This window comes from Streptomyces sp. P6-2-1 (assembly GCF_050613165.1).
GTDB lineage: Bacteria > Actinomycetota > Actinomycetes > Streptomycetales > Streptomycetaceae > Streptomyces.
Genome location: NZ_CP192513.1, coordinates 7,121,666 through 7,143,981, shown reverse-complemented (window position 1 = coordinate 7,143,981; position 22,316 = coordinate 7,121,666). Strand labels below are relative to the sequence as shown.

Here is a 22,316-nt window from a genome sequence, read left to right as displayed (position 1 = left end):
GGGGGTACGGGCGGAGCTTCTGCGTCGCGTCACTGCTACTGACACCGTTCCTCTCCCCGGGGTGACCGGGATGGGCGGCCGGACAACGTTGTCAAGCGCGAGCGATGCTCCACCCGGGGCTGAAGGGACGTCAAGGGGCGGTACCCGAAGATCACTCCGGGCGTTCGACCGGTCGCAGTCCAGGAAGCGCTCAACCGGGAGAGCAACCCGAGGTTGACACTCTTTCGATCGTCAACCTAAGGTTGCCTGTATGACGGAGCAGACACCGGCACATCGCGCAGTACGGCTCGATGATCTGATCGACGCCATCAAACGGGTCCACACCGGCCCCTTGGACCAGCTCACGGACGCGGTGCTCGCCGCGGAACACCTCGGCGAGGTCGCTGACCACCTGATCGGCCATTTCGTCGACCAGGCGCGTCGTTCGGGCGCCTCGTGGACCGATATCGGCACCTCGATGGGCGTGACACGCCAGGCGGCGCAGAAGCGGTTCGTGCCGAAGGACAGCGGCGAGGTCGCCGCGCTCGACCCCGAGCAGGGCTTCTCGCGCTACACGTCGCGCGCCCGGAAGGTCGTGGTGGCCTCGCAGACCCGGGCACGGGAACACGGGCACACGCGCATCGCGCCCGCGCACCTCGTCCTCGGTCTCCTCGACGAGCCGCAGAGCCTCGGCGTCGTCGTCCTCGCGGACCAGGGCATGACGCCCGCGACCGTGCGGGAGGCGGCGGAGGCCGCGTTGCCGCCGCGCGGCGAGGAGGACCTGCCGACGCTCATCCCCTTCGACGCCGCGGCGAAGAAGGTGCTGGAGCTGACCTTCCGCGAAGCCCTGCGCCTCGGCCACAACTACATCGGAACCGAGCACCTGGTGCTCGCCCTCCTGGAGCACGAGAACGGCGAGGGCGTCCTCTCGGGCCTCGGCATCGAGAAGGAACGCACGACGGAACTGATCGCCGGCCACCTGCGGCGCATCCGGGCGCAGTTGGAGGAGGCGCGGCAGACCGAGGGAGGCTGAGCGAAGGAGAAGGAGAGCGGTCCGCACATCCGGAGGCCGCCCGCTACCCCAGGTTGACAGGGGTGCGGGCGGCTTCCTCACCGTTCGGGCGGCTTCCTCATCCTTCGGCGGCTTGCCCGCGCTTCGTTCGGCCGCCCCACGCTTCGGCGGCTGCCCCCGTGCTTCGGCGGCCTGCCCGCGTCCCGCGGCCTTCCCGCGCTCCTGCGGCTCTCCCTCCGCCCCGGCCGGGAGGAGACACGCGTCCCGCACGGGGCGAGCGGAGCTTCCTCGCTCCGGGCGAACGGCACTCGCGGCTGGTCGGCCGTCAGGAGGGACAGGCGCTGCGGACGCTGGAAGGACGGTCCGGCGCCGGACGCGCGCTGCGCCCGGCGGACACGACGCCCCACAAGGTCACGGCCGGGAACTGACGCCTCCCGCTGTCCGGGCGACCGGGTGCTGTGCGGACGACCCGGTGCCCGGGGTCAGTACGGGCGGGTCGGCACGAAGTCCCGCGGGGAGACGGCGGGGGCGGCCTGGGCGCTCCCGGCCTGCCCGGGCTCCTCGGCCGCGCGGGCGAGGCGGGCGAGGACGGCACGGTGGCGCAGCCGGAGGACGGTGGCGAGCGCCGCGTCGCGGCCGGGGGCGCGGGCCTCGTCCAGAGGGTTCGCGGCGAGGACGAGGAGAGTGTCGGGGCCCCAGGGGCGCAGGTCGAGCGTGACGCGGAAGCGGCCGAGCCGGGAGCCGCTGATCTCCAGGTCGAGCGTGCGGGGCTCCTGGGCGTGGCGCACGGTGGCCCGCAACGGTTCCCGCCGCCGTCCGCGCCTCGCCCCGTACGAGAGCACGGCTCCCGGCTCGGGCCACACCCCGCCCGCGGCAGGGTCGGCCGCGCGCCCCGTGAGGCAGGGCCCGAGGCGCCGCGCGTCGGCGAGGACCCGCCACACCTCGGCGGGCGACCGGGCGATGAGCTGCTGCCGCAGAGCCATGACGCGCTCCTCGTGAGGGTGCGGGAGGGGCGTACCGGGGGCGCGCCACCGCGTGCGGACCACGGTAGGCACGGCACCCGGCGGGGGCGCGGTGCGGGCGCCGGTGGGGTGACGAGGAGGGGCGCCGGTGCGGTGACGAGGGGGTGGGCGCGGGCGCGGTGACGAGGGGGGGCGCGGGCGCGGTGACGCGGGGGCGCGGGCGCGGTGACGCGGGGGCGCGGTGACGCGGGGGCGCGGGCCGGGCGCCGGCTCATCACATCGCCGTCGGCGCCGCCTCTTCCCTTCAGTCTCGGCGGCTCGGTGCTCCGCGCAGGACGCAGTCTCCGCACAGGCCGCCTCGCGGGGTCCGGTAGAAGAGGCAGCAGCTGTTGCGCTGGTAGGCGACACCCAGGTCCGGGTCGTACAGGTAGGTGCCGTTGTCGCCGAGGCCGTCGGTGCGCAGGAGGCGGGCGGCGAGGGGCCCCGCGTCGAGCGGGGCGTCGGGAACGCGGTCGAGAAGGACGCGGACCGTGCCGGTCAGGGCGGAGGCCGTGTTGCCGCGCAGGAGGTGCGGGGAGAGGCCGTAGCGGGCGCGCAGATGGGCGTGGAGCGGGGCGAGGTGGGCGGTGAGGAGTGCGTGCAGGCCGGGGACCGGGTCCTCGTCGGCCGGGCGCGCCGCGGGCTCGGGCACCCACAGGCGGGGCGAGCCTTCGGGCGAGAGCGTGAAGCGGAGCCGGCCGGGGCCGAGGTCGGGGACGCCGCCGCCCAGTGCCACGGTGCCCAGGGCGAGCGACCACAGCCGGGCGACGTGCCCGAGGTGCACGGTCGAGGCGGCGACGCGCCCAGGTCCCGTGCCGAGGCGGGCGCCGACGAGGGCGGTCCAGTCGTCGAAGGCGGCGCCGGGGAGCGTGGCGAGCGGCCGGTAGGAGGCCGCGTCGGGTGGGGGCGCGGTCGCCACGGCGAAGTAGGGGCCGAGCGTCGCGAGCCGGGCGAGGAGGCCGGCGGTGGTGGGGGCGGTCATGCGGTGGTGTCCGTTCCCGGCGCGGGGCGCGCCGCGCACGGGATCGTTTCACAGTGCCGGGTGACTGCCGCCCCGGGCGGGGGCGCTCGTACGCTGAGGGCGGACGCGACCTGCGCTCCGGAGGGCCGCGGCCGTCGCCGCGGACTTCCGGAGGTCGCGCGGGGACGGCCGCGGCGCGCCCGTACGACTCGGGTACGGCGCTCGTACGACTTGGGACGGAGCAACGCGCACACCATGAGGATCGATCTCACCGACACCACTTCCAGCGACATCAACAAGGCCCTCGTGTCCGCCCGCCGGGCGCTCGGCACCCCGACCGTGGGACGGGTGCTGACCCTGCTCGTCGTCACGGACGAGGAGGACGCGTACGACGCGCTGCGCGCCGCAGGGGCATCGGCGCGCGAGCACCCCGCGCGCATCCTGCTCGTCATCCGCCGTACCTCCCGCTCCCCGCACCGGCGCGCGCTCGCGCGGCTCGACGCCGAGGTGCGCGTCGGCGCGGACGACGCCGGGGCCGGCGAGATCGTGGTGCTGCGGCTGTACGGCGAGGTCGGCAAGCACGCCGACTCGGTCGTGCTGCCGCTGCTGCTCCCCGATGTGCCGGTCGTGACCTGGTGGCCGTACGGCGCCCCGGAGAACCCGGCGGCCGACCCGCTGGGCGCCCTCGCCCGGCGCCGTATCACCGACGCGTACGCCTCCGAGGACCCGGTGGCCTTCCTCGGCGGGCTGCGCCGCTCGTACACGCCGGGTGACACGGATCTCGCCTGGACGCGGCTCACGCTGTGGCGCTCGACGCTCGCGGCCGCGCTGGACCAGGTGCCGGGGCCCGTGCGCTCCGCCGTGGTGGAGAGCGAGGCGGACAACCCGAGCGCCGAACTGCTCGCACGGTGGCTCGGGGTACGGCTCGGGGTCGCTGTCGAGCGGGTGATCACGGGCGGTCCCGTGATCACGGCGGTGCGGCTCGGCACGGCCGCCGGGGAGCTGAGCGTGGAGCGGCCCGAGGGCCCGCTCGCGAGCCTCGCGCTGCCCGGGCGCCCGCCGCGCCCGCTCGCCCTCAAGGTGCGCGCGCTTCCCGAGCTGCTCTCGGAGGAGCTGCGGCGTCTCGACCCGGACGAGGCTTACGCGCAGGCGCTGCACGCGGAGGCGGGGGCAGCGGCGACGTCCTGAGTCCGCGACCCACGAGGCCCCGCTCCGGCAGTACGCCGGGGCGGGGCCTTCGTGCGTCGCCGGCTGGTCCGTCCGCGAGGCACCGCGCACGACGTGAAGCACACCACATACCCCGCGCTTTGCATTAACCCGCGCATGCAATTATTGTCGACACAGGTAAGCGGCGAAAGCCCGTAGAGGGCAAAGGCGGAGGATCGGTCCCGCCCGCGCCGCGCACCGGACAGGCACAGCCACCCCCACAGGAAGGCACTCGCGTCATGCGTCTGCGCACTCTGCTTCCCGGCCGTCTCGGTTTCGGGACGGCCCCGCTCGGCAACATGTTCCGCGCGATCCCCGACGAGGAGGCCCGGGCGACCCTGCGGGCCGCCTGGGACCAGGGCGTCCGGTACTACGACAGCGCGCCCTTCTACGGCGCTGGGCTCGCCGAGATCCGGCTCGGCGAGATGCTCGCCGAGCACCCCAGGGACTCGTACGTCCTCTCGACGAAGGTCGGCCGCGTCATCCTCGACGAGGTCGAGGACCCTGCCACGCGCGACCTCGGCGAGAAGGGCGGCCTCTTCGAGCACGGCCGTCCGAACAAGATCGTCGACGACTACTCGGCGGACGCCACGTACCGCTCGATCGAGGACAGCCTCAAGCGCCTGGGCACCGACAGGCTCGACATCGTGTGGGTCCACGACATCGCGCAGGACTTCCACGGCGACCGCTGGCTCGCCCAGTTCGAGACCGCCCGCACGGGTGCCTTCCGCGTCCTGTCGAAGCTGCGCGAGGAGGGCGTCATCAAGGCGTGGGGGCTCGGCGTCAACCGCGTGGAGCCCGTCGAGCTGACCCTCGACCTGGACGAGCCGCGTCCCGACGGCTTCCTCCTGGCGGGGCGCTACACACTCCTCGACCACGCGCGCGCCCTCCAGCGCGTACTGCCCACCGCCACCGAGCAGGGCGTCGACCTGGTCGTCGGCGGCCCGTACAGCTCCGGTGTCCTCGCGGGTGGCGCGCACTTCGAGTACCAGAAGGCGCCGCGCGAGATCGTCGACCGCGTGCGGCACATCCGTGAGCTGACCGAGCGGCACGGCATCTCCGTCAAGGCGGCGGCGCTCCAGTTCGCGCTGGCTCACCCCGCCTCCGTGGCGGCCATCCCGGGAGCGACGCGTCCCTCGCGCATCGCCGAGGACCTGGCGGCACTCGACGAGCGCGTGCCCGCCGCCTTCTGGGCCGAACTGCGCGAGAGCGGGCTGCTGAGCCCCGAGGCCCCGCTGCCCACCGCCTGAACCACCCCCCCCCACCCGCACAGTCCCCTGTCAGGAGCACCACATGGCTTCCACTTCCGTGAGCCGCGTCGTCCCCGCGGACCCCGAGACCGTCTGGCGTCTCGTCGGCGGCTTCCACGCGCTGCCCGACTGGCTCCCGTACATCCCCGAGAGCACCCCGCGCGAGGGTGGCCGCGCGCGGCGGCTGCGCAACGCGGACGGCGGAGTGATCGTCGAGCGCATGACCGCGTTCAACGACCGCGAGCGCCACTACACGTACACGATCCTCGAAGCGCCCTTCCCTGTGCGGGGCTACCTCTCGACGCTCCGCGTGCACGAGGTCCCCGGCGCCCCCGGCAGCGCGGAGGTCGAGTGGACGGGCCGCTTCGCCCCTGACGGGGTGAGCGAGGAGGAGGCGGTCGCGCTCTTCACGGGCATCTACCGCGAGGGGCTCGACGCGCTGTACGCGGCGCTCACCGGCTGAGCGCCGGAGCGCGGTGGGCCCGGCGCCCCCGTCCGTGGCGGGTCCTCCCCGGCGTACGGTCGGCGCATGGACGCAGGGGGCCGGCCCACGCCCGACGAGAGCGAGGTGCTTCGTCGCGCTCGTCGAGGGGCGGCCGGGCCGGGACGAGGCCGGCCGCGGGCCGCCCGCCGGGTGGCCGACGACGACGCGGGGCACGACGACGTCGCCGGGTGGGCGCTGGGCCTCCGCCACGGGATCGCCCTGCCCGCCGACACGAGCGGCGCCCGGCTCCACGAGGACGCACAGGTCCGTGCGTGGCTCGCGAGCCGCGGCGGCGCCGGTCGCCGTGAGGGGGCCGCGCGCCCGCGACCAGGGGTTCGTCACCGGGAGCGGGTGGGCCCGGCCCCGTATCGGTAGGGGAGATCCCGTCGCAACAGGTGCGCGAACGCGCCCGGCGTCCCACACTTGTCCCTGCGCTGTGCGTCCGGCCCCGGTCCCTCGTGTCCGAGGCCGCGGGCACCGCGCGACGGAGACGCCCACGCCACCGGAGGCACCGTGAAGATGCTCATCAACGTCGCGGAGACCGTCGTCCCCGACGCCCTGCGCGGCCTCGCCGCAGCGCATCCCGAATTGACCGTGGACGTCGAGAACCGGGTCGTGGTGCGACGGGACGCGCCCGTCGCGGGGAAGGTCGCGCTCGTCTCGGGCGGCGGCTCGGGGCACGAACCACTCCACGCCGGTTTCGTCGGCCCGGGGATGCTCGACGCGGCCTGTCCGGGCGAAGTCTTCACCTCGCCCGTGCCCGACCAGATGGTGCGCGCGGCCGCCGCGGTCGACAGCGGGGCCGGGGTGCTCTTCCTCGTGAAGAACTACACCGGCGACGTCCTCAACTTCGACATGGCCGCCGAACTCGCCGAGGAGGAGGGCATCGCGATCGCGAAGGTCCTCATCGACGACGACGTCGCCGTCACCGACAGCCTCTACACGGCGGGACGGCGCGGCACGGGCGCGACACTCTTCGCCGAGAAGATCGCGGGCGCCGCGGCCGACGAACGCCGCCCGCTCGCCGAGGTCGCGGACCTCGCGACCCGCGTCAACGCCGCCTCACGCAGCTTCGGCGTCGCGCTCTCCGCCGTGAGCACCCCCGCCAAGGGCGGCCCGACCTTCGACCTGCCGCCCGGTGAGCTGGAACTGGGCGTCGGCATCCACGGCGAACCGGGCCGCGAGCGGCGCCCCATGATGACCGCGGGCGAGATCGCCGACACCGCCGTGCACGCCGTGCTCGACGACCTCGGCGGCGACGGCCCCGTCCTGCTTCTCGTCAACGGCATGGGCGGCACGCCGCTCCTGGAGCTGTACGGGTTCACCGCCGAGGTGCACCGCGTGCTCGGCGAGCGCGGTGTCCCTGTCGCGCGCTCGCTCGTCGGCAACTACGTCACGTCGCTCGACATGGCGGGCGCGTCGGTGACGGTGTGCCGCGCCGACGAGGAACTGCTGCGCCTGTGGGACGCGCCCGTCGCCACGGCCGGACTGCGCTGGGGCCGCTGAGGCCCCGTACGTGCCCACAGGGCAGAGGACGACACGAAGGGGTGACGGACGGACATGGGCCAAGAAGACAGGGACACGAGCGGTACGGGCGCGCTGGACGCCGCGTTCTTCCGGCGCTGGCTGGACGCCGCCGCCGCGCTGATCGACGCGGAGGCCGAACGGCTCACGGCGCTCGACTCGGCGATCGGCGACGCCGATCACGGCGCCAACATGCGGCGTGGCTTCGCGGCCGTGCGCGAGTCGCTCGCCGCCGAGGAGCCTGCGAGCCCGCAGGCGGTGCTCGCTCTCGCGGGGCGGCGGCTCGTCTCGACGGTCGGCGGGGCATCGGGACCGCTGTACGGGACGCTGCTGCGCCGGACGGGCAAGGCACTCGGCGAGGCGCTCGGGGAGCGCACGGAGCCGGACCGTGCGGAGTTCGCCGCCGCCCTGCGCGCGGGAATCGACGCGGTCTCGGCGCTCGGCGGCGCGAAACCGGGCGACAAGACGATGCTCGACGCGCTCGTCCCCGCGGCCGAGGCCCTGGGCACGTCGTGGGAGGCGGGGGCCGAAGCGGCGCGCGAGGGCGCCGCGGCGACCGTGCCTTTGCGGGCGCACAAGGGGCGGGCGAGTTACCTCGGCGAGCGCAGCGAGGGGCACGAGGACCCGGGCGCCGCTTCGGCCGCCCTCCTCATCGGGGCACTCGCCGATACGGCGGGGAAGGCGGACGTGTGAGCGCGGAGCAGGCTGGCGTGGGGCTCGTCCTCGTCTCGCACTCGGCGGAGGTCGCGCGGGCCGTCGCGCACCTCGCCGCCCACCTCACGGGCGCGCCCGACGAGGTAGCGATCGAGGCGGCCGGAGGTACCGAGGACGGCGGGCTCGGGACGAGCGCGGACCTCGTGGTGCGCGCCGCGCACGCGGTGGACAGGGGCGCGGGGGTCGCGATCCTCGCCGATCTCGGCAGCGCGGTGCTCACCGTCAAGGCGCTGCTCGCCGAGGACGGGGAACTGCCCGCGCACAGCGTGCTCGTGGACGCCCCGCTCGTCGAGGGCGCGGTCGCCGCGGCCGTCGCCGCCTCGGCGGGCGCGGACCTGGAGGGGGTGCGCGCCGCGGCGGCCGAGGCGTACGACTACCGCAAACGGTGAGCCGGCGGACTCAGGGCGACGTCTCGCGCAGGTAGCGGGCCACGCGGTCCCTGCCCGCCGCGCGGGCGGCCGCCGGGTCCTCGACCGGGCGGACGCGCGTATCGGGGAAGAGCAGGTACAGGACGTCGCCCTGCGTGCCGGCGGCCTGCGGCGCGCCGCCGAGACCGAGCGAGAGCGCCGCGGCGTAGGAGGCTTCGCCGATGACGTCGACGGGGCCCGTGTCACCGACGACCGCGTACCGCACCCGCTCGCCGTGCACGAGCACGGCGAGCGTCCCGCCCGTGACGCCCGCCGCGGCGGGGCTCCAGCGCGCCGAGGGACCGGGAACGACGACGTACGGGACCTCGTCGGCGCTCAGCGGGCGGCCGTCCGAGCCGTTCCACGCGGTCGTCTCCTGGAAGTACGGTCCCGAACCCGCGTGGCACACGGGCCCGGGGCGTCCGTCGCAGTCGATGTCGAGGTCGGCGGTCCAGTGCAGCGCCCCGCCCACGCCCGCGCACACGGGCACATCGGGCGGCCGCGCCGCGTCCCGCCGGAAGAGCCCCGAGGAGAGCTGTCGGCAGGAGCGGGCGGCGCGGGAGCGGAGGGCGTCGGCGCTCGCCCCCGCGGGACGGGGAGCCGCGGCGGACGAGGACGACGGCGAGGCGGTGGGGGTGCCGCTGGGGGGTGGGGTGGGGGACGCGGGCGCGGTGGGGGCCGGGGGTCTCGTGGCGCGTGACGCGGGTGCGCCGGCGCCGGTGCGGGGTGGGGGTGAGGCGGTGGGGGCGGGCCGCGTGGGGGCGGCGGGGGCGGGAGGGGCTGCGGGGAGCGGCGCGGTGAGGGTGGGGGGTGCCGTCGCCGTCGTGTGGAGGCCGGGCGGGCCCGGGTGCGGGGGCGCGGGGTGCGGCGGGGGCGCGGCGGCCGCGGCGGTGCGGGGGCGGGCGGGGGGTGCGGGGGCCGCGCAGGCGAGGGGGACGAGGGCGAGGGTCACCGTGAGCAGGGCGTGGCACGACCTGCGGGCGGCGGCTCCCGGCCGCGGGCACGACGGCATCGAGGACGTCAACCGGCCTCCAGCGAACGCACGAACGGATGAACAAGCCGTCAGGGACGCTAACCCCCTGTGACCCCGTCGCCGGGCGCGGTGGGGACGTGACGCGCGAGAGGTCACCCGGGTACCGGCAGGGCGGCGCTGAGGGCGACCGCGGCCCGGGGTCGTGAGGCCCCCGTACCGCCGGTCCTGGTCCCTCTCCGCACCGCCGAGCCTCGTCACCCTCCGTACCGCCGAGCCCCGTCACCCTCCGCACCGCCGGGCCCCTACCCTCCGGCCTGCCCGTACCGCCGCCCCGTCAGGCCCGTCGTGCCCCGTGCCGCCGCGGTTGCTCAGGCGCCCGCTCCCCCGTCCACCGGCAGGATCGCGCCCGTCACCATCGACGCCCGGTCGCTGAGCAGCCACGCCGCCGCTTCCGCCACTTCGCGGGGCGCGCCCATGCGGCCGATCGGGACCGTCGCGGTGATCCTGTCGACGACTCCGGGGGTCGCCGCCTCCCACTCGTCGATCATCTGCGTCGCCGTGCCGCCGGGAGTGATGCCGTTGACGCGGATGCCGTCGCGCCCCCAGGAGACGGCGGCGCTCTCGGTGATGCTGTTGAGCGCGCGCTTCATGGCCCCGTAGGCGGGGAGCGCGGGATTGGCGCGGCGGCTGCCGATGCTCGACGTGTTGACGATCGCTCCGCCGCCGGAGCGGCGCATGAGCGCGGCCTCGGCGTTCATGGCGGTCCAGTGCGCGCGGAAATTGACGGCGAACTGTTCCTCGATCACCTCCTCGCTCGTGGTGTCGAGCGGCCCCGGCCGCTGCCCGGCGGCGCCGTTGTTGAAGGCGCCGTCCAGACGCCCGTGGAGCTGCTCGACGCGGTCGACGGCCGCGCGGACGCTCGCGGTCTCCGCGAGGTCCAGCGTGACCGCGTCCGCGGTGCCGCCGCCCGCGCGGATCTCCTGGACGAGCGCGTCGAGCGCCTCCTTACTTCGTGCCGCGAGGACGACGGAGGCGCCTTCGGCGGCGAAGAGGCGGGCGGCCGCCGCGCCGATGCCGCGGCTGGCGCCGGTGACGAGGACGGCCTTGCCGGTGAGCAGGCCGATGGGGCGGTGTTCCGTGCTGTGTGTCATGGCCTCAGCGTCGTCCGGGCGCCGGGCCGCATACAGGCACAAGCGGTACCAGGATGACCCGCCGGGCGCGGAGCACACTGGGCGTATGGACAAGCAGGAACTGGGCGCGTTTCTCCGCAGCCGCCGCGAGCGGCTGCGCCCCTCGGACGTCGGTCTCCCCTCGGGCCCGCGCCGCCGTACCCCGGGGCTGCGGCGCGAGGAGGCCGCCGTCCTCGCGCACATCTCGACGGAGTACTACGTGCGGCTCGAACAGGGGCGTGCGCCGCGCCCGTCGGGGGAGGTACTCGCCGGGATCGCGGGCGCGCTGCGCCTCACCGAGGCGGAGACGGCGCATCTGCACGTACTGGCCGGGACCGTGCCCGTGCGCGACACGGCGCCCCTGCGCGAGGTGCGGCCGAGTGTCCTCGCGCTCCTGGAGCGGTTGCCGCTCACGGCGGGGTTCGTCCTCTCGGCGACCTTCGACGTCCTCGCGTGGAACGATCTCGCCGCCGCGCTCATGGAGGATTTCGGGGCGCTCGACCCCACGGACCGCAACCTCGCGCGCCGGGCCTTCCTCGCCGCAGAGGACCCCGGGAAGCCGCTGTACGGGATCTCCGACGCCGCCGAGTTCCGCCACCACGTCGTGACGGAGCTGCGGGCCGCTCTCGCCCGTTACCCGAAGCACCCGGGGGTGACCGGCCTGATCGACGAACTGCGGGCGGGTTCGCCTGACTTCGCGCGGCTCTGGGAGCGGCACGACGTGCGCGGCGCGCACGTGCTCACGAAGACGTTCCGCCACCCCGTCGCCGGCGCGATCACCGTCGACTGCGATGTCCTCGGCCTCGACGGGAGCGGCCAGCGGCTCGTGCTCTACAGCGCGCCCCAGGGGTCGCCGAGCGCCGAGGCGCTGGCGTTCCTGGGGGTGCTGGGTGCCGAGGCCGGCCGGGGCCGTCCCCGTTGAGCCCCGGGCGGTGGGCCCGGCGTGCGGCTCGGGCGGGGTCGGCCCCGGCGCAGGCTCAGTGGGCGAAGCCCCAGTCGAGCACCTTCGTGGCGTCGTCGAAGCGGCCGGTGTCGTCGCCCAGGATGACGCCGATCAGGGTGCGGTTGTCGCGCTCGGCGGCGAAGACGACGCAGTAGCCGTCCTCGGGGCCGCTGCCCGTCTTGACGCCGAGGGCACCGTCGTACGTGGTCAGCAGCTCGTTGGTGTTGATCCAGGTGTAGTAGCGGGTACGGCCGTTGGCGGCCGGGGCCTCCGTCTCGTACTGCGTGTTCTTGACGACGTCGGCGAAGACCGGCTGGAGCATGGCGCGCTGGCCGAGCTTGGCGAGGTCGCGTGCGGTGCTGTGGTTGTTGCCCTGCGAGATGCCGTCGACGGAGTCGAAGTGGGTTCCCTTGAGGCCGAGTTGCTGCGCCTCGGCGTTCATCTGCGCGATGAAGTCGCTGATCCGCGCCTCCTCGGTGTCCCCGTTGCCGAAGTGGTCGGCCAGGGCGCGGGCGGCGTCGGCGCCGGAGGGGATGAGCATGGCGTGCAGGAGCTGGCGGGCGGTCAGGGTGTCGCCGGTCTGGAGATCCGCCGTGCTGGCGCCCACCTCCTGCACGTAGTCCCGGTACTCCTGCTTGACGGTGATCTGCCGCTCCAGCCACTCGGGGTGCTTGAGCACGACGACGGCCGTCATGATCTTGGTGGTGCTCGCCATCGGCACGCTCTCGTCGGCCTTGGCCCCGGCCCACAGCTCGCGTTCCTGACTGCCGTCGCGCGCGTCGAGGAGGAAGGCGTGGTCGGCCTTGATGGCGGGCCCGGCCTGTTCGGCGGGCGCGGCCTGCCCGGCCTGCTCGCCCGTGTCGGCGGCCGCGGCGTGCGGGGTGTCGTCCGGAGTGGCCGCCTGGGCAAGGCCTGTGGCACCGATCGGGAGCGCCGCTCCCACGAGGGCGGCCGAGGCGATGCGGACACCGGTGCGGTGAAAGCGGTTGGGGCGGGCGTGTGCACCCATGAAGTCTGTTTCCTCCTACCGGCGCTGACGCCGGACCGTACGTGCCCGGGGCCCGGCGGGCGTGACACCGGCCGTGACGCCCGGGAAGGCCCCCGAGAACGCCTCGGAGACACACCACGCCATCACGCGGAGCGCGTCCGCTCAAGGAACCGCATGATCTCGTCACAGGGCCCACACGCGGCGGTCCGATGATCGTCATGGAGTGGGGTGATGCGGTACGGGGCGGGGCGTCCGGCTCAGTGCCGGATCAGGCCGCCGACGGGTACGGGCGCGACGTGGCCCGTCGGCGGCCGTTCCCGCGCGAGGGCGAGACCGACGTCGACGAGCGAGGAGCGGACGAGCGCGGGCACGTCGCCGAGCGGCGTCCACACGGATTCGGCGATCTCGCCGTCCGGTTCGGGGCGCGGGACGCCGCCGGTGACGCGTACCGCGTAGAAGATGCCGACGTTCTGGTGGTCGGGCAGCCCTGGCGCCGGGCGCTCGGCGGCGGGGACGACGCGGGAGTCGACGCCGAGGAGGCGCTCGACGACCGCCGTGCGCCCGGTCTCCTCGGCCACCTCGCGCAGCACCGCGTCGAAGGGGTCCTCCGCGTGCTCGACCCTCCCGCCCGGCAGGGTCCAGGTGCTTCCGCCCGACGGCGGGACGTGCCGGGCGAGCAGCACCAGGCCCCCTCGGAGGCAGACGGCGTACGCGGCGAGACGGAGGCTCATGCCGGGACCGTACCGCGACGGCCCGTCAGCCCAGTGCGGCGAGGACCACCTCGGCGAGGGGTCCCGCCGAGGCCGGGTTCTGACCGGTGTGGAGGGTGCGGTCGCTCACCGTCTTCGGGGCCCAGGGCTCGCCCTCCCGGAAGTCGGCGCCGAGGGCGGTCAGCCGGTCCTGGAGGAGCCAGGGGGCGCGGCTCGCGAAGCCGGACTGCTCCTCCTCGGCGTCGGTGAAGGCGGTGAGGCGGTACCCCGCGAAAGGGCTGTTCCCCTCGGTGTCCGCGGTGGCGAGGAGCGCGGCGGGGCCGTGGCAGACGAGGGCGAGCGGGTGGCCGGAGGCGAGGGCGCGGGTCAGCAGGGCCGCCGAATCCGCGTCGTGGGAGAGGTCCTCCATCGGGCCGTGGCCGCCGGGGTAGAAGACGGCGGCGTACGCGTTCGGGTCGACGTCGGCGAGGGGGCGCGGGCGCAGCAGCGGCGTCATCGTGTCGAGCGCCGCGCGCAGCCGGTCCGCGCCCTCCTCACCGCCCGCGAAGGAGGAATCGAGACTGACCGGGTCCACGGTCGGGACGACAGCGCCGGGGGTCGCGACCTCGACCTCGTACCCGGCCTCCGTGAACAGGCTCCACGGCGCGACGGCCTCCTCGGCCCAGAAGCCGGTGGGGTGACGGGTGCCGTCGGCGAGGGTCCAGTGGTCGGTGCCGGTGAGGACGAGGAGGATCTTGGGCACGGGGGCTCCTTGGCAGAGGGTCAGGCGGTGCGGGCAGGGGCAGGGCGCGGCAGGGACGGCAGGGGGACGGGGCTCCTGTTCCCCGCGCGGCGCGTTTCACCGGGTCCCTGCCCGCGCGGGTGGCCGAGGCCCCCGCGGGGCTGGGCCGGACGGATGAGGTCGTCACCTGCGCGGCGGCAGCCCGGGGCGCCGCGGGTGCGGAGGGGGCGGCGCGGACGTGGGCTGGGCAGCGGCCCGCACGGTCCTCCCGTCGCGCGCCCGCCCGGGCGCCGCCGTGCCGCGCCCGAGGACGGTCCCCATGCCTTGCGCGACCCCCCTGACAGCGACCGTGCTGGGTGCCTGCGCCCTGCTGACGCTCGCCCCGTGCGCCCACGCCGACGGCGCCCCCGCGCGGGACCCCGTGACAGTCCGTGCGCAGGGTTCGACGGTGCGGCTCACCACGTCGGCGTGTCCCCGGGGCGGCACGGCGACCCTCGTCCCCGTGGGCGGCGGCGCTGCGGACGGGGGCTACGCGGTGGACCTGGCGCCCGGCGGCCACTCCCGTACCGCCTCCTGGCTCGCGGTCGACGACGGACGGTACGTGGCGCGGGTGCGCTGCGCCGACGGTACGCGGGTGAGCGGGGCCGAGGTGGGGGTGCCCGGGCCGCTGCCGTCCCCGAAGGCGGCGCCGGACCCCGAGGGCTCGGGCGCGAAGGACGCGCCCGCTTCGCCCGTACCGCGTCCCAGCGGGGCCGCGACGGCGAGCGCGTCGCCCGTGGACCCGTACGCGGACGCGGGGATGGCGGATGCGCCCGCGGGGGTGCCGGGTGAGATGCCGAAGGGCGGCGTACGGGGCGGGCTCGGCGGCAGCGCGAAGGCGGAGCGTGACGCGCCCGGCGCCTTCGGGGCGGGGATCGCGCTCCTCGCCGCGGCGGGGGTGGGCACGGCGGTGTGGTGGCTGCGCAGGAGGGTGTGGGGGCGGTGAGGGGGACGCGCCTCAAGCCCGCCGTTCCCCCGGCAGCGCCTCGGCGATCCAGCCGACGGGCAGTTCCTCGTTGTCGACCGTGACCGCTTCGACCGCGTTGTTCTCGGGGTTGATGTCGGCCTCGACGCCCTCGCCCGCGAAGCGGGGATAGCCGCTCGTGCCCTCGGCGCCCGTCGGGCGGACGACCGCGCGACGCAGTTCCGTGCCGTGGTCGAGGTGCCCGGCCTCGTCGGTGAGCTGGGGTTTGAGCACGACGGTGTACGTGGGATCGGCTGGCGTCGACATCATGGGCCCGGAGTGTAGGGCGGTCGCGCGCGGGAGCCGGGGCGCCTCGCCGGTCCCGCGCCCCGTACGACCGGGGACCGTGTGCCGATTCCGCGCCGCCTGCCGCCGCCGCGCGGGTCGGGCGCGCCCCCCTGCCCGTACCCCGGAAAGAAGTTCGTGCAGGGGATCTTGACGGCCCGGCGAAACCCCTCTGTAATGCGTTGCGAACCGGTTCGCGAACCGGTTCGCAACGAAGAGCGTCCCGGGGCTCGGCAGTCCGCTCCGGGGCGGTACCTTCGCCTCACGCATCGTCAGGACGTCGTCGTCAGGAGGCCGTGGTGAACATCGGCGAGATCGCCCGCAGGGCCGGGGTGTCGCGCAGCACGGTCTCGTACGTGCTCAGCGGGAAGCGGCAGGTCTCCGAGGCGATCAGGGAACGGGTCATGCGGGTCGTGGAGGAGTCGGGTTACCGGCCGAGCGCCACGGCACGGGCCCTCGCCCACGGTTCGACGCGCACCTTCGGTCTCGTCATCCCGCCCACGAGCGAGCATCTGCTCGTGGAGCAGCTCCGTTTCGTCGGCGCGGTCGCCGAGGCGGCAGCCGCGCACGATCACGACGTCCTGCTCTCGCCGAGCGGCGAGGCGCACGAGAGTGCCTTCGACCGGATGGTCGGGGAGCGCAGGGTGGACGGCGTGATCGTGATGGAGACGATGCTCCACGACAGCCGGGTCGCACGGCTGATCGAGGAGGGGCTGCCGTTCGTCACGATCGGCAGGACGGGGGCCGAGGAGGCGCACAGCTGGGTCGACCTCGACTACGCGGGGCTCGTGACCGAGGCGGTGACGCGGCTCGCCGCGCTCGGGCACGAGCGGATCGCCCTGATCAACCGTCCGCAGCGGCTCCTCGACCGGGAGTACGGGCCCGCGTTCCGCGCCCTTGACGCCTTCGAGAAGGCCGTCGCCGCGCACGACCTGCGCGGCATGGCGGTCTGCGCCGAGGATGCGGAGGAGTCGGGGGCGGAGGTGACGCGGCACCTGCTCGACGCCGTGGTGCCACCGCCCACGGCGATCGTGACGGTCAACGAGCGCGCGCTCGACGGCGTGGTCGCCGCCCTGCGGTCCGCGCGCGTCGCCGTGCCCCGCGATCTCTCGCTGCTCGCCGTCACGTCCGAGGAGCACGCCCGCGCCCACGAGCCGCAGATCGGCGGCGCCGACGTGCCCACCACCGAAATGGGCCGCAGCGCCGTCGAGGCCCTGCTGCGCCGCGTCACCCACCCCGAGGAGCCGCTCGCCCACGTCCTGCTCAGCCCGCCCTTCATCCCGCGCGGCACCGAGGGCCCCGCCCCCGCTTCCGCCTGACCCCGCGGCGGGGCCCGCCCCGTACCGCAAGCCACTCGCCCGTACCGCAAACCCGCCCTCGTACCCGCGCTCCCCGGCCCTCCCGGCGCGCCGTCCGCCCGGAGCACCGGCACCGCACCCGCACCGCCCGCGGCTTCCTTCCCGCGCCTCCGCACCCGCCGCGGCACCGCGCGCGTGCGCCCTCGCGGCCCCACCGGGCCGCGCGCTCCCGCACCACCACCACCGCGCACCCGCGGCCCCTTCAGCCCACCGCACGCGCGGCCCCACGCGCCCGTCCCTTCGGCGACGGGCCCCGTCGCCGTGCCCCCGAGAGGACCCCGTCATGCCCCGTACACCCCGACGCCCGTCCCTGACCCCGCGCAGAGCGCCCCGTACCGCCCGCCGCGCCCGCCGGATCGCGCTGCTCACCACGGCGACGGCGACCGCCGCCACGCTCCTGGCCGCGTGCGGCGGGGACGGCGGCGGGAGTTCCGCCGCGAAGGATTCCTCGGGGCGGCTCGTGCTGACCGAAATGGACTACTACAACACCGACCCGACGATGAGCGCGCTGCCGAAGCTCCTCGACTCCTGCGGCAAGAAGGCCGGGGTCACGGTGCGCCGCAAGATCGTGCCGGACCTGCGGACCAAGCTCATCCAGCTCGCCGGCTCGCACGCGGTGCCCGACCTCGTCCTCCTCGACAACCCCGACCTCCAGCAGCTCGCTGCCACGGGGGCGCTCACCGATCTCGGCGCCGCGGGGCTCAAGACGGACGGGCTGTACGAGAACGTGGTGGCGGCCGGGCAGTACGAGGGAAAGCTCTACGGGGTCGCGCCCGGCGTCAACTCCCTCGCGCTGTACTACGACAAGAAGCTCTTCGCGGACGCGGGCCTCACGCCGCCCACGACGTGGGACGCGCTCGCGAAGGCCGCGCGGAAGCTCACGTCGGGCAAGCGGCACGGGCTCGGTTTCGCTGTTCCCGCGACCGAGGAGGGGAGCTTCCAGTTCGAGTCGTTCTTCCTGTCGGCGGGTGCCTCGCTGGCGAAGCTGGACTCGCCCGAAGCGGTGCGGGCCCTCACCTTCCTGAACACGCTCGTGAAGGAGGGCTCGGCGCCGAAGGACGTGCTGAGCTGGACGCAGGCGAACGTGCAGGAGCAGTTCGCGAACGGCTCGCTCGCGATGATGGTCAACGGCCCTTGGCAGCTGCCGCAGTTGAAGAAGGCGGGACTGTCCGGAGCGGACTACGGCATCGTGCCGATGCCGGTTCCCGCGAAGGGCGACACCCCGTCAGGGGCGCTGGGCGGCGAGGTGTGGGCGGCAGGCAACAACGGTGCGGAGAAGTCGCGCAAGGCCGCCGAGGTCATCTCCTGCATGGTGAACGAGACGAACAGCCTCACGTGGTCGAAACTCACGCAGTACGTGCCGGCCGCGAAGAGCGCCGCCGCCGAACTCGCCGGTGAGCAGCCGCAGATGAAGCCGTTCGTGGACGGGATAGCGGGCGCGCGGGGGCGCACGGCGAAGCTCGGCGCGAAGTACCCTGCCGCGTCGCAGGCGCTGTGGACGGCCGTGCAGGCGGCGCTCTCCGGGCAGAAGAGCCCGTCCGCCGCGCTCGCCGCCGCGCAGGCCGAGGCGACGCGATGAGCGCGCGGTGGCGCCGGGTGCCCGTGCCGACCCCGGGGGCCTGACATGGCGTACGCGCTCAGCGAGCCCCGCACGGCGTCCCGGGCACACGGAGGCAGGTCCCGTCGGGCGCGCAGGTCGTTCCTGCTGCGGACCGCCTTCCTCGTCCCCGTGGTCGTGTACACGGCGGTGTTCTTCCTCTACCCGCTCGTGCGGAACCTGCTGCTGTCCTTCCAGGACTACGGCATCGAGTCGGTCTACAGCGGTGAGGCCCCCTGGAGCGGGCTCGCCAACTACCGGCGCCTGTTCGACGACCCGGTCTTCCACAAGGCGGTCGGCAACACACTCGTGTTCGTCGTCGTCTCGCTGCTCGCGCAGTTCGTCATCGGGCTCGGTCTCGCCGAGTTCTTCCGGCGTTCGTTCCCGCTCGGCGGGGTGCTGCGCGCGCTGCTCCTCGTGCCGTGGCTGCTGCCGCTCGTCGTGGCGGGGACGGTGTTCCGGTGGATGCTCGACACGAGCAACGGGGTCGTCAACCAGGTGCTGCTCGCGCTGCACCTCGTGCACGACCCGGTGCCCTGGCTCAACGACCCGGGGTACGCGATGGCCGGGGTGCTCCTGTGCAACATCTGGATCGGGGTGCCGTTCAACATGGTGATCCTGCACGGCGGCCTCCAGGCCGTCCCGGGTGTGCTCTACGAGGCGGCCGCACTCGACGGCGCAGGACCCGTGGCCCGGTTCCGGCACATCACGCTGCCGCAACTGCGCCCTGTGATCGGGGTCGTGCTGACACTCGGTCTCGTCTACACGCTGAAGGTCTTCGACGTCATCTGGGTGATGACGAAGGGGGGCCCGGCGAACGCCACGCAGACGGTGACGACGTACGGCTACCAGCTCTCCTTCGGCGGGCTCTCGCAGTTCGGTCTCGGTGCGGCGGCGGGGAACCTGCTGATCGTCGTGGCGACGGTCTTCGCGCTGCTCTACCTCCGCTCGCTCCGGGGCGAGGACCACTCGGGCGACCGGGGCGGGGCGCGCACCGGCAAGGGACGGAAGTGACCCATGACCACTCACACCGTGCGCCGGCGCCGGTCCCCGGTCCGTACGCTCGTCGCGCTCGTCATCGTCGCGGTGATGCTCTTCCCGCTGTACTGGATGGTCAACGCGTCCTTCCAGACCAATGAGCAGCTCGCGCGCCGCTCGGCCTTGTGGTTCCCGCTCGGCGGCACGCTGCACGGCTACCGGGACGCCTTCGCGCAGCAGGGCGGGCACCTGCTCGCCTCACTCGTGGTGGCGCTCGGCGCGACGGCGCTCACGCTGCTGATCGCGGCGCCCGCCGCGTACGCGCTCGCGCTGCTGCGCGCCCCGGGCGGGAAACCGCTGCTCAGCGTGCTCCTCGTGGTGCAGCTCGTGCCGGGGATCGTCATGGCGAACGCGCTGTACAAGATCTTCGGTTCGGCGCACCTGCTCGACTCGGCCTTCGCGCTGATCCTCGCCGACTCGACGCTCGCCGTGCCGTTCGCCGTGCTCGTGCTGCGCGCTTTCATGACCTCGGTGCCCGGGGAGCTGATGGAGGCCGCGGCGCTCGACGGCGCGGGTGCCGTCCGTACCTTCGTGCGGATCGTCCTTCCCCTGGCGCGCAACGCGCTCGTCACTGCCGGGCTCTTCACGTTCCTCTTCGCGTGGGGCGACTTCCTGTTCGCCACGACGCTCAACCTCGACTCCGATACGTGGCAGCCGATCACGGTCGGGCTCTACGACTACATCGGTGCCGGGACGAACACGACGAGCTGGAACTCGGTGATGGCCACGGCCGTCATCGCCTCGCTGCCCGCCGCCGTGCTCCTCGTCTTCGCGCAGCGGCACGTCGCCGCCGGGCTCACCTCGGGCGCGGTCAAGGACTGACCGCCGCGTGCCCGGCACGGTCGAGGACCGACTGCCGCCGTACCCGGCACTCCCACACCTCACAGCGGAAGGACCGTCTTGTCCCTGAACGGCTCTCTCACCCCCGCCCCCTGCGGCACCCCCGCGCTCTCCTGGACGAGCGCCGAGCACACCCTCCTCGTCCAGCCCTGGGGCGCCGACAGCGTCCGGGTGCGTGCCGCGCGGCACGCCGTCGCGCACGACCTGCCGGGGGCACTGCTCGACGGGCCCGAGCCGGTCGCCGCGCAGCGCGTCGACCACCCGGACGGCTCGGCGACGCTCACGGTCGGGGCGCTGACCGTGCGGCTCGACGCGGAAGGGCTGCTGAGCTTCCACCGCACGGGCGGCGGCGAGCTGTTGCGCGAGCGGCGCGGGCACTTCGCCTGGCCGGGCCCGCGCCAGTTCACGCCGGTGGACGGCCACCACCACCGCCTGGAGCAGCGCTTCGCCGCGTACGAGGACGAGCGCCTGTACGGGCTCGGGCAGCACACGCACGGGCTGCTCGACCACAAGCACCTCGTCCTCGACCTCGTGCAGCGCAACGGCGAGGTCTCCATCCCCTTCGTCCTCTCCTCGCGCGGCTACGGGCTGCTGTGGAACCAGCCGGCGGTCGGGCGCGTCGAGTTCGCCGCGAACGGCACGCGGTGGGTCGCGGACGCGGCCGAGCAGCTCGACTACTGGGTCACGACGGGCGAGGACCCCGCGGCGCTGCTCGCGCACTACGCGGACGCGACCGGGCACGCGCCCCGGCTGCCCGCGTGGGCGCTCGGGCTGTGGCAGTCGAAGCTGCGCTACCGCACGCAGGAGGAGCTGCTGTCCGTGGTGCGCGAGTACCACGAGCGGGGGCTGCCGCTCTCGGTCGTCGCCGTCGACTACTTCCACTGGCGGCACCAGGGCGACTGGAGTTTCGATCCCGAGGACTGGCCTGACCCCGCGGCGATGGTCGCCGAGCTGGCCTCGCTCGGGGTGCGCCCGCTGCTCTCGGTGTGGCCCTCGGTCAACGCGCTGAGCGAGAACTTCACGCCGATGCGGGAGCGGGGGCTGCTCGTGGGCACGGCGCAGGGCCAGCCCTTCCACCACTCCTTCCCCGACGCCGGGTTCGGCGGCCGCGAGCTGCCCGTCGCCTTCTACGACCCGACGGAGCCGCGCGCCCGCGACTACGTGTGGGAGCGGGTCAAGGAGAACTACTACGACCTCGGCTTCCGCACGTGGTGGCTCGACGCCTGCGAGCCGGAGATCTTCCCCGAGCAGCACTCCCACCTGCGGTACGCGGCGGGCGAGGGCCGCGCGGTCGCGAACCTGTACCCGCTCGCGCACGTGCGCGGCTTCTGGGAGCACACGCAGGCCGAGAACGCGCGGCGTCCGCGGGACGCGGAGCACGGCGAGGCCACGGTCTCGCTCGTGCGCTCGGCATGGGCGGGCAGCCAGCGCTACGGGGCCGCGCTGTGGTCGGGGGACATCCCCGCGACGTTCGCCGCGCTCGGCGCGCAGATCCGCGCGGGGCTGAGCGCGGGGCTGAGCGGTGTCCCGTGGTGGACGACGGACATCGGCGGCTTCCACGGCGGCGACCCGGACGACCCCGCCTACCGCGAACTGCTCGTGCGCTGGTTCCAGTTCGCCGTCTTCTGCCCGATCCTGCGCATGCACGGCCACCGCGACCCGCGCGGCGCCTTCTCCGCCGGGCACAGCGGCGGCCCGAACGAGCTGTGGTCGTACGGCGAGGAGGCGTACGCGATCCTGCGCGCCCAGCTCGGCCTGCGCCACCGCCTCGCCGGATACCTGGCCGCGCACCTCGACGAGGCGGCGGCCACGGGGCTGCCCCTGCTGCGCCCGCTCTTCCTCGGTTTCCCCGGCGACCCGCGCGCCTGGGAGGCGGAGGACAGCTTCCTGTGCGGTCCCGACCTCCTCGTCGCGCCCGTGACGCGGCTCGGCGCGCGCGAGCGCGAGGTGTACCTGCCCGCGGGCGCCGACTGGACGGACGCGGCGAGCGGCGAGACGTACGCGGGCGGCACGACGGTGACGGCGAAGGCGCCGCTGGAGCGCGTCCCCGTCTTCGTACGGGCCGGGGCGGACCAGGCGCTCGGCGCGGTCCGGAGCGCGTGACCCCCTACCCCCTGATCCCCCGTCCGGCACCCGCCGGGCGGGTTCCCCTC

Annotated in this window: 22 protein-coding genes; 14 read left to right on the top strand and 8 right to left on the bottom strand. The window is 74.8% G+C overall.

The features are described 5' to 3' along the window. The first annotated feature begins 250 nt into the window (after positions 1 to 250). Positions 251 to 1,012, top strand: a complete 762-nt coding sequence (locus ACQYWQ_RS30045; RefSeq protein ID WP_431038958.1) for a Clp protease N-terminal domain-containing protein — start codon at positions 251 to 253, stop codon at positions 1,010 to 1,012. Between the two features lie 461 nt (positions 1,013 to 1,473). Here the strand turns inward: ACQYWQ_RS30045 and ACQYWQ_RS30040 are convergent, their stop codons facing one another. Next, entirely contained in the window at positions 1,474 to 1,974 is a 501-nt protein-coding gene (locus ACQYWQ_RS30040) for an SRPBCC family protein (RefSeq protein WP_431038957.1), read from the bottom strand. 283 nt (positions 1,975 to 2,257) lie between these two features. Next, entirely contained in the window at positions 2,258 to 2,974 is a 717-nt protein-coding gene (locus ACQYWQ_RS30035; protein ID WP_431038956.1) for a (2Fe-2S)-binding protein, read from the bottom strand. A gap of 234 nt (positions 2,975 to 3,208) precedes the next feature. On the opposite strand from ACQYWQ_RS30035, the gene opcA reads away from it, so the two are divergent. From opcA to dhaM, 6 genes are all read left to right on the top strand, one after another. After that, the gene (opcA, locus tag ACQYWQ_RS30030; RefSeq protein ID WP_431038955.1) at positions 3,209 to 4,141 is read left to right on the top strand and encodes a glucose-6-phosphate dehydrogenase assembly protein OpcA; all 933 of its coding nucleotides are present in this window, start codon (positions 3,209 to 3,211) and stop codon (positions 4,139 to 4,141) included. A gap of 257 nt (positions 4,142 to 4,398) precedes the next feature. After that, entirely contained in the window at positions 4,399 to 5,409 is a 1,011-nt protein-coding gene (locus ACQYWQ_RS30025; protein ID WP_431038954.1) for an aldo/keto reductase, read from the top strand. A 43-nt stretch (positions 5,410 to 5,452) separates the two neighbouring features. Further along, positions 5,453 to 5,872: an SRPBCC family protein gene (locus ACQYWQ_RS30020; RefSeq protein ID WP_431038953.1), complete on the top strand. Its 420-nt coding sequence runs from the start codon at positions 5,453 to 5,455 to the stop codon at positions 5,870 to 5,872. A 534-nt stretch (positions 5,873 to 6,406) separates the two neighbouring features. Continuing rightward, positions 6,407 to 7,399 (top strand): dihydroxyacetone kinase subunit DhaK, encoded by a 993-nt coding sequence (dhaK, locus tag ACQYWQ_RS30015; protein ID WP_431038952.1) that lies wholly within the window; start codon positions 6,407 to 6,409, stop codon positions 7,397 to 7,399. A gap of 54 nt (positions 7,400 to 7,453) precedes the next feature. After that, the gene (gene dhaL, locus ACQYWQ_RS30010) at positions 7,454 to 8,110 is read left to right on the top strand and encodes a dihydroxyacetone kinase subunit DhaL (RefSeq protein ID WP_431038951.1); all 657 of its coding nucleotides are present in this window, start codon (positions 7,454 to 7,456) and stop codon (positions 8,108 to 8,110) included. Continuing rightward, positions 8,107 to 8,520 (top strand): dihydroxyacetone kinase phosphoryl donor subunit DhaM, encoded by a 414-nt coding sequence (dhaM, locus tag ACQYWQ_RS30005; RefSeq protein ID WP_431038950.1) that lies wholly within the window; start codon positions 8,107 to 8,109, stop codon positions 8,518 to 8,520. Before dhaL ends, dhaM begins: the two co-directional genes overlap by 4 nt. 10 nt (positions 8,521 to 8,530) lie before the next feature. Here the strand turns inward: dhaM and ACQYWQ_RS30000 are convergent, their stop codons facing one another. Together ACQYWQ_RS30000 and ACQYWQ_RS29995 are read right to left on the bottom strand one after the other, a co-directional pair. Then, positions 8,531 to 9,490, bottom strand: a complete 960-nt coding sequence (locus tag ACQYWQ_RS30000; protein WP_431038949.1) for a glycoside hydrolase family 75 protein — start codon at positions 9,488 to 9,490, stop codon at positions 8,531 to 8,533. 389 nt (positions 9,491 to 9,879) lie between these two features. Further along, positions 9,880 to 10,662, bottom strand: coding sequence for an SDR family NAD(P)-dependent oxidoreductase (locus ACQYWQ_RS29995; RefSeq protein ID WP_431038948.1), 783 nt, complete (start codon positions 10,660 to 10,662; stop codon positions 9,880 to 9,882). 85 nt (positions 10,663 to 10,747) lie between these two features. On the opposite strand from ACQYWQ_RS29995, the gene ACQYWQ_RS29990 reads away from it, so the two are divergent. Further along, positions 10,748 to 11,602 carry a helix-turn-helix transcriptional regulator gene (locus tag ACQYWQ_RS29990; RefSeq protein ID WP_431038947.1) on the top strand — a complete coding sequence of 285 codons (855 nt, stop codon included), beginning with the start codon at positions 10,748 to 10,750 and terminating at the stop codon, positions 11,600 to 11,602. Positions 11,603 to 11,657: 55 nt separating this feature from the next. Here the strand turns inward: ACQYWQ_RS29990 and ACQYWQ_RS29985 are convergent, their stop codons facing one another. The 3 genes from ACQYWQ_RS29985 to ACQYWQ_RS29975 all read right to left on the bottom strand — a co-directional run bounded on the left by ACQYWQ_RS29985 (position 11,658) and on the right by ACQYWQ_RS29975 (position 14,063). Continuing rightward, on the bottom strand, positions 11,658 to 12,632 hold the full coding sequence (locus ACQYWQ_RS29985; RefSeq protein WP_431038946.1) for a D-alanyl-D-alanine carboxypeptidase family protein: 975 nt from the start codon (positions 12,630 to 12,632) through the stop codon (positions 11,658 to 11,660). 236 nt (positions 12,633 to 12,868) lie between these two features. Continuing rightward, on the bottom strand, positions 12,869 to 13,342 hold the full coding sequence (locus tag ACQYWQ_RS29980) for an NUDIX hydrolase (protein ID WP_431038945.1): 474 nt from the start codon (positions 13,340 to 13,342) through the stop codon (positions 12,869 to 12,871). A gap of 25 nt (positions 13,343 to 13,367) precedes the next feature. Next, entirely contained in the window at positions 13,368 to 14,063 is a 696-nt protein-coding gene (locus ACQYWQ_RS29975; protein WP_431038944.1) for a type 1 glutamine amidotransferase domain-containing protein, read from the bottom strand. A 298-nt stretch (positions 14,064 to 14,361) separates the two neighbouring features. On the opposite strand from ACQYWQ_RS29975, the gene ACQYWQ_RS29970 reads away from it, so the two are divergent. Further along, positions 14,362 to 15,027, top strand: coding sequence for a serine/threonine protein kinase (locus ACQYWQ_RS29970; protein ID WP_431038943.1), 666 nt, complete (start codon positions 14,362 to 14,364; stop codon positions 15,025 to 15,027). A 12-nt stretch (positions 15,028 to 15,039) separates the two neighbouring features. On the opposite strand, the gene ACQYWQ_RS29965 is transcribed toward ACQYWQ_RS29970, so the two are convergent. Next, positions 15,040 to 15,315, bottom strand: coding sequence for a hypothetical protein (locus ACQYWQ_RS29965; protein ID WP_431038942.1), 276 nt, complete (start codon positions 15,313 to 15,315; stop codon positions 15,040 to 15,042). 371 nt (positions 15,316 to 15,686) lie between these two features. Here ACQYWQ_RS29965 and ACQYWQ_RS29960 point away from each other — a divergent pair, with 371 nt between their 5' ends. From ACQYWQ_RS29960 to ACQYWQ_RS29940, 5 genes are all read left to right on the top strand, one after another. Next, entirely contained in the window at positions 15,687 to 16,649 is a 963-nt protein-coding gene (locus ACQYWQ_RS29960; RefSeq protein ID WP_431039406.1) for a LacI family DNA-binding transcriptional regulator, read from the top strand. Between the two features lie 322 nt (positions 16,650 to 16,971). Further along, on the top strand, positions 16,972 to 18,267 hold the full coding sequence (locus ACQYWQ_RS29955) for an extracellular solute-binding protein (RefSeq protein WP_431038941.1): 1,296 nt from the start codon (positions 16,972 to 16,974) through the stop codon (positions 18,265 to 18,267). Positions 18,268 to 18,312: 45 nt separating this feature from the next. Beyond that, positions 18,313 to 19,299 carry a carbohydrate ABC transporter permease gene (locus tag ACQYWQ_RS29950; protein ID WP_431038940.1) on the top strand — a complete coding sequence of 329 codons (987 nt, stop codon included), beginning with the start codon at positions 18,313 to 18,315 and terminating at the stop codon, positions 19,297 to 19,299. 3 nt (positions 19,300 to 19,302) lie between these two features. Then, entirely contained in the window at positions 19,303 to 20,145 is an 843-nt protein-coding gene (locus ACQYWQ_RS29945) for a carbohydrate ABC transporter permease (RefSeq protein WP_431038939.1), read from the top strand. Between the two features lie 78 nt (positions 20,146 to 20,223). Then, positions 20,224 to 22,266, top strand: coding sequence for a glycoside hydrolase family 31 protein (locus tag ACQYWQ_RS29940; RefSeq protein WP_431038938.1), 2,043 nt, complete (start codon positions 20,224 to 20,226; stop codon positions 22,264 to 22,266). Positions 22,267 to 22,316 lie beyond the last annotated feature (50 nt).

Coding starts and splice junctions, on each gene's coding strand:
- ACQYWQ_RS30045 (WP_431038958.1), top strand. CDS start 251: ATGACGGAGCAGACACCGGCACATCGCGCAGTACGGCTCGATGATCTG.
- ACQYWQ_RS30040 (WP_431038957.1), bottom strand. CDS start 1,974: ATGGCTCTGCGGCAGCAGCTCATCGCCCGGTCGCCCGCCGAGGTGTGG.
- ACQYWQ_RS30035 (WP_431038956.1), bottom strand. CDS start 2,974: ATGACCGCCCCCACCACCGCCGGCCTCCTCGCCCGGCTCGCGACGCTC.
- opcA (WP_431038955.1), top strand. CDS start 3,209: ATGAGGATCGATCTCACCGACACCACTTCCAGCGACATCAACAAGGCC.
- ACQYWQ_RS30025 (WP_431038954.1), top strand. CDS start 4,399: ATGCGTCTGCGCACTCTGCTTCCCGGCCGTCTCGGTTTCGGGACGGCC.
- ACQYWQ_RS30020 (WP_431038953.1), top strand. CDS start 5,453: ATGGCTTCCACTTCCGTGAGCCGCGTCGTCCCCGCGGACCCCGAGACC.
- dhaL (WP_431038951.1), top strand. CDS start 7,454: ATGGGCCAAGAAGACAGGGACACGAGCGGTACGGGCGCGCTGGACGCC.
- ACQYWQ_RS29995 (WP_431038948.1), bottom strand. CDS start 10,662: ATGACACACAGCACGGAACACCGCCCCATCGGCCTGCTCACCGGCAAG.
- ACQYWQ_RS29990 (WP_431038947.1), top strand. CDS start 10,748: ATGGACAAGCAGGAACTGGGCGCGTTTCTCCGCAGCCGCCGCGAGCGG.
- ACQYWQ_RS29985 (WP_431038946.1), bottom strand. CDS start 12,632: ATGGGTGCACACGCCCGCCCCAACCGCTTTCACCGCACCGGTGTCCGC.
- ACQYWQ_RS29980 (WP_431038945.1), bottom strand. CDS start 13,342: ATGAGCCTCCGTCTCGCCGCGTACGCCGTCTGCCTCCGAGGGGGCCTG.
- ACQYWQ_RS29970 (WP_431038943.1), top strand. CDS start 14,362: ATGCCTTGCGCGACCCCCCTGACAGCGACCGTGCTGGGTGCCTGCGCC.
- ACQYWQ_RS29965 (WP_431038942.1), bottom strand. CDS start 15,315: ATGATGTCGACGCCAGCCGATCCCACGTACACCGTCGTGCTCAAACCC.
- ACQYWQ_RS29955 (WP_431038941.1), top strand. CDS start 16,972: ATGCCCCGTACACCCCGACGCCCGTCCCTGACCCCGCGCAGAGCGCCC.
- ACQYWQ_RS29950 (WP_431038940.1), top strand. CDS start 18,313: ATGGCGTACGCGCTCAGCGAGCCCCGCACGGCGTCCCGGGCACACGGA.
- ACQYWQ_RS29945 (WP_431038939.1), top strand. CDS start 19,303: ATGACCACTCACACCGTGCGCCGGCGCCGGTCCCCGGTCCGTACGCTC.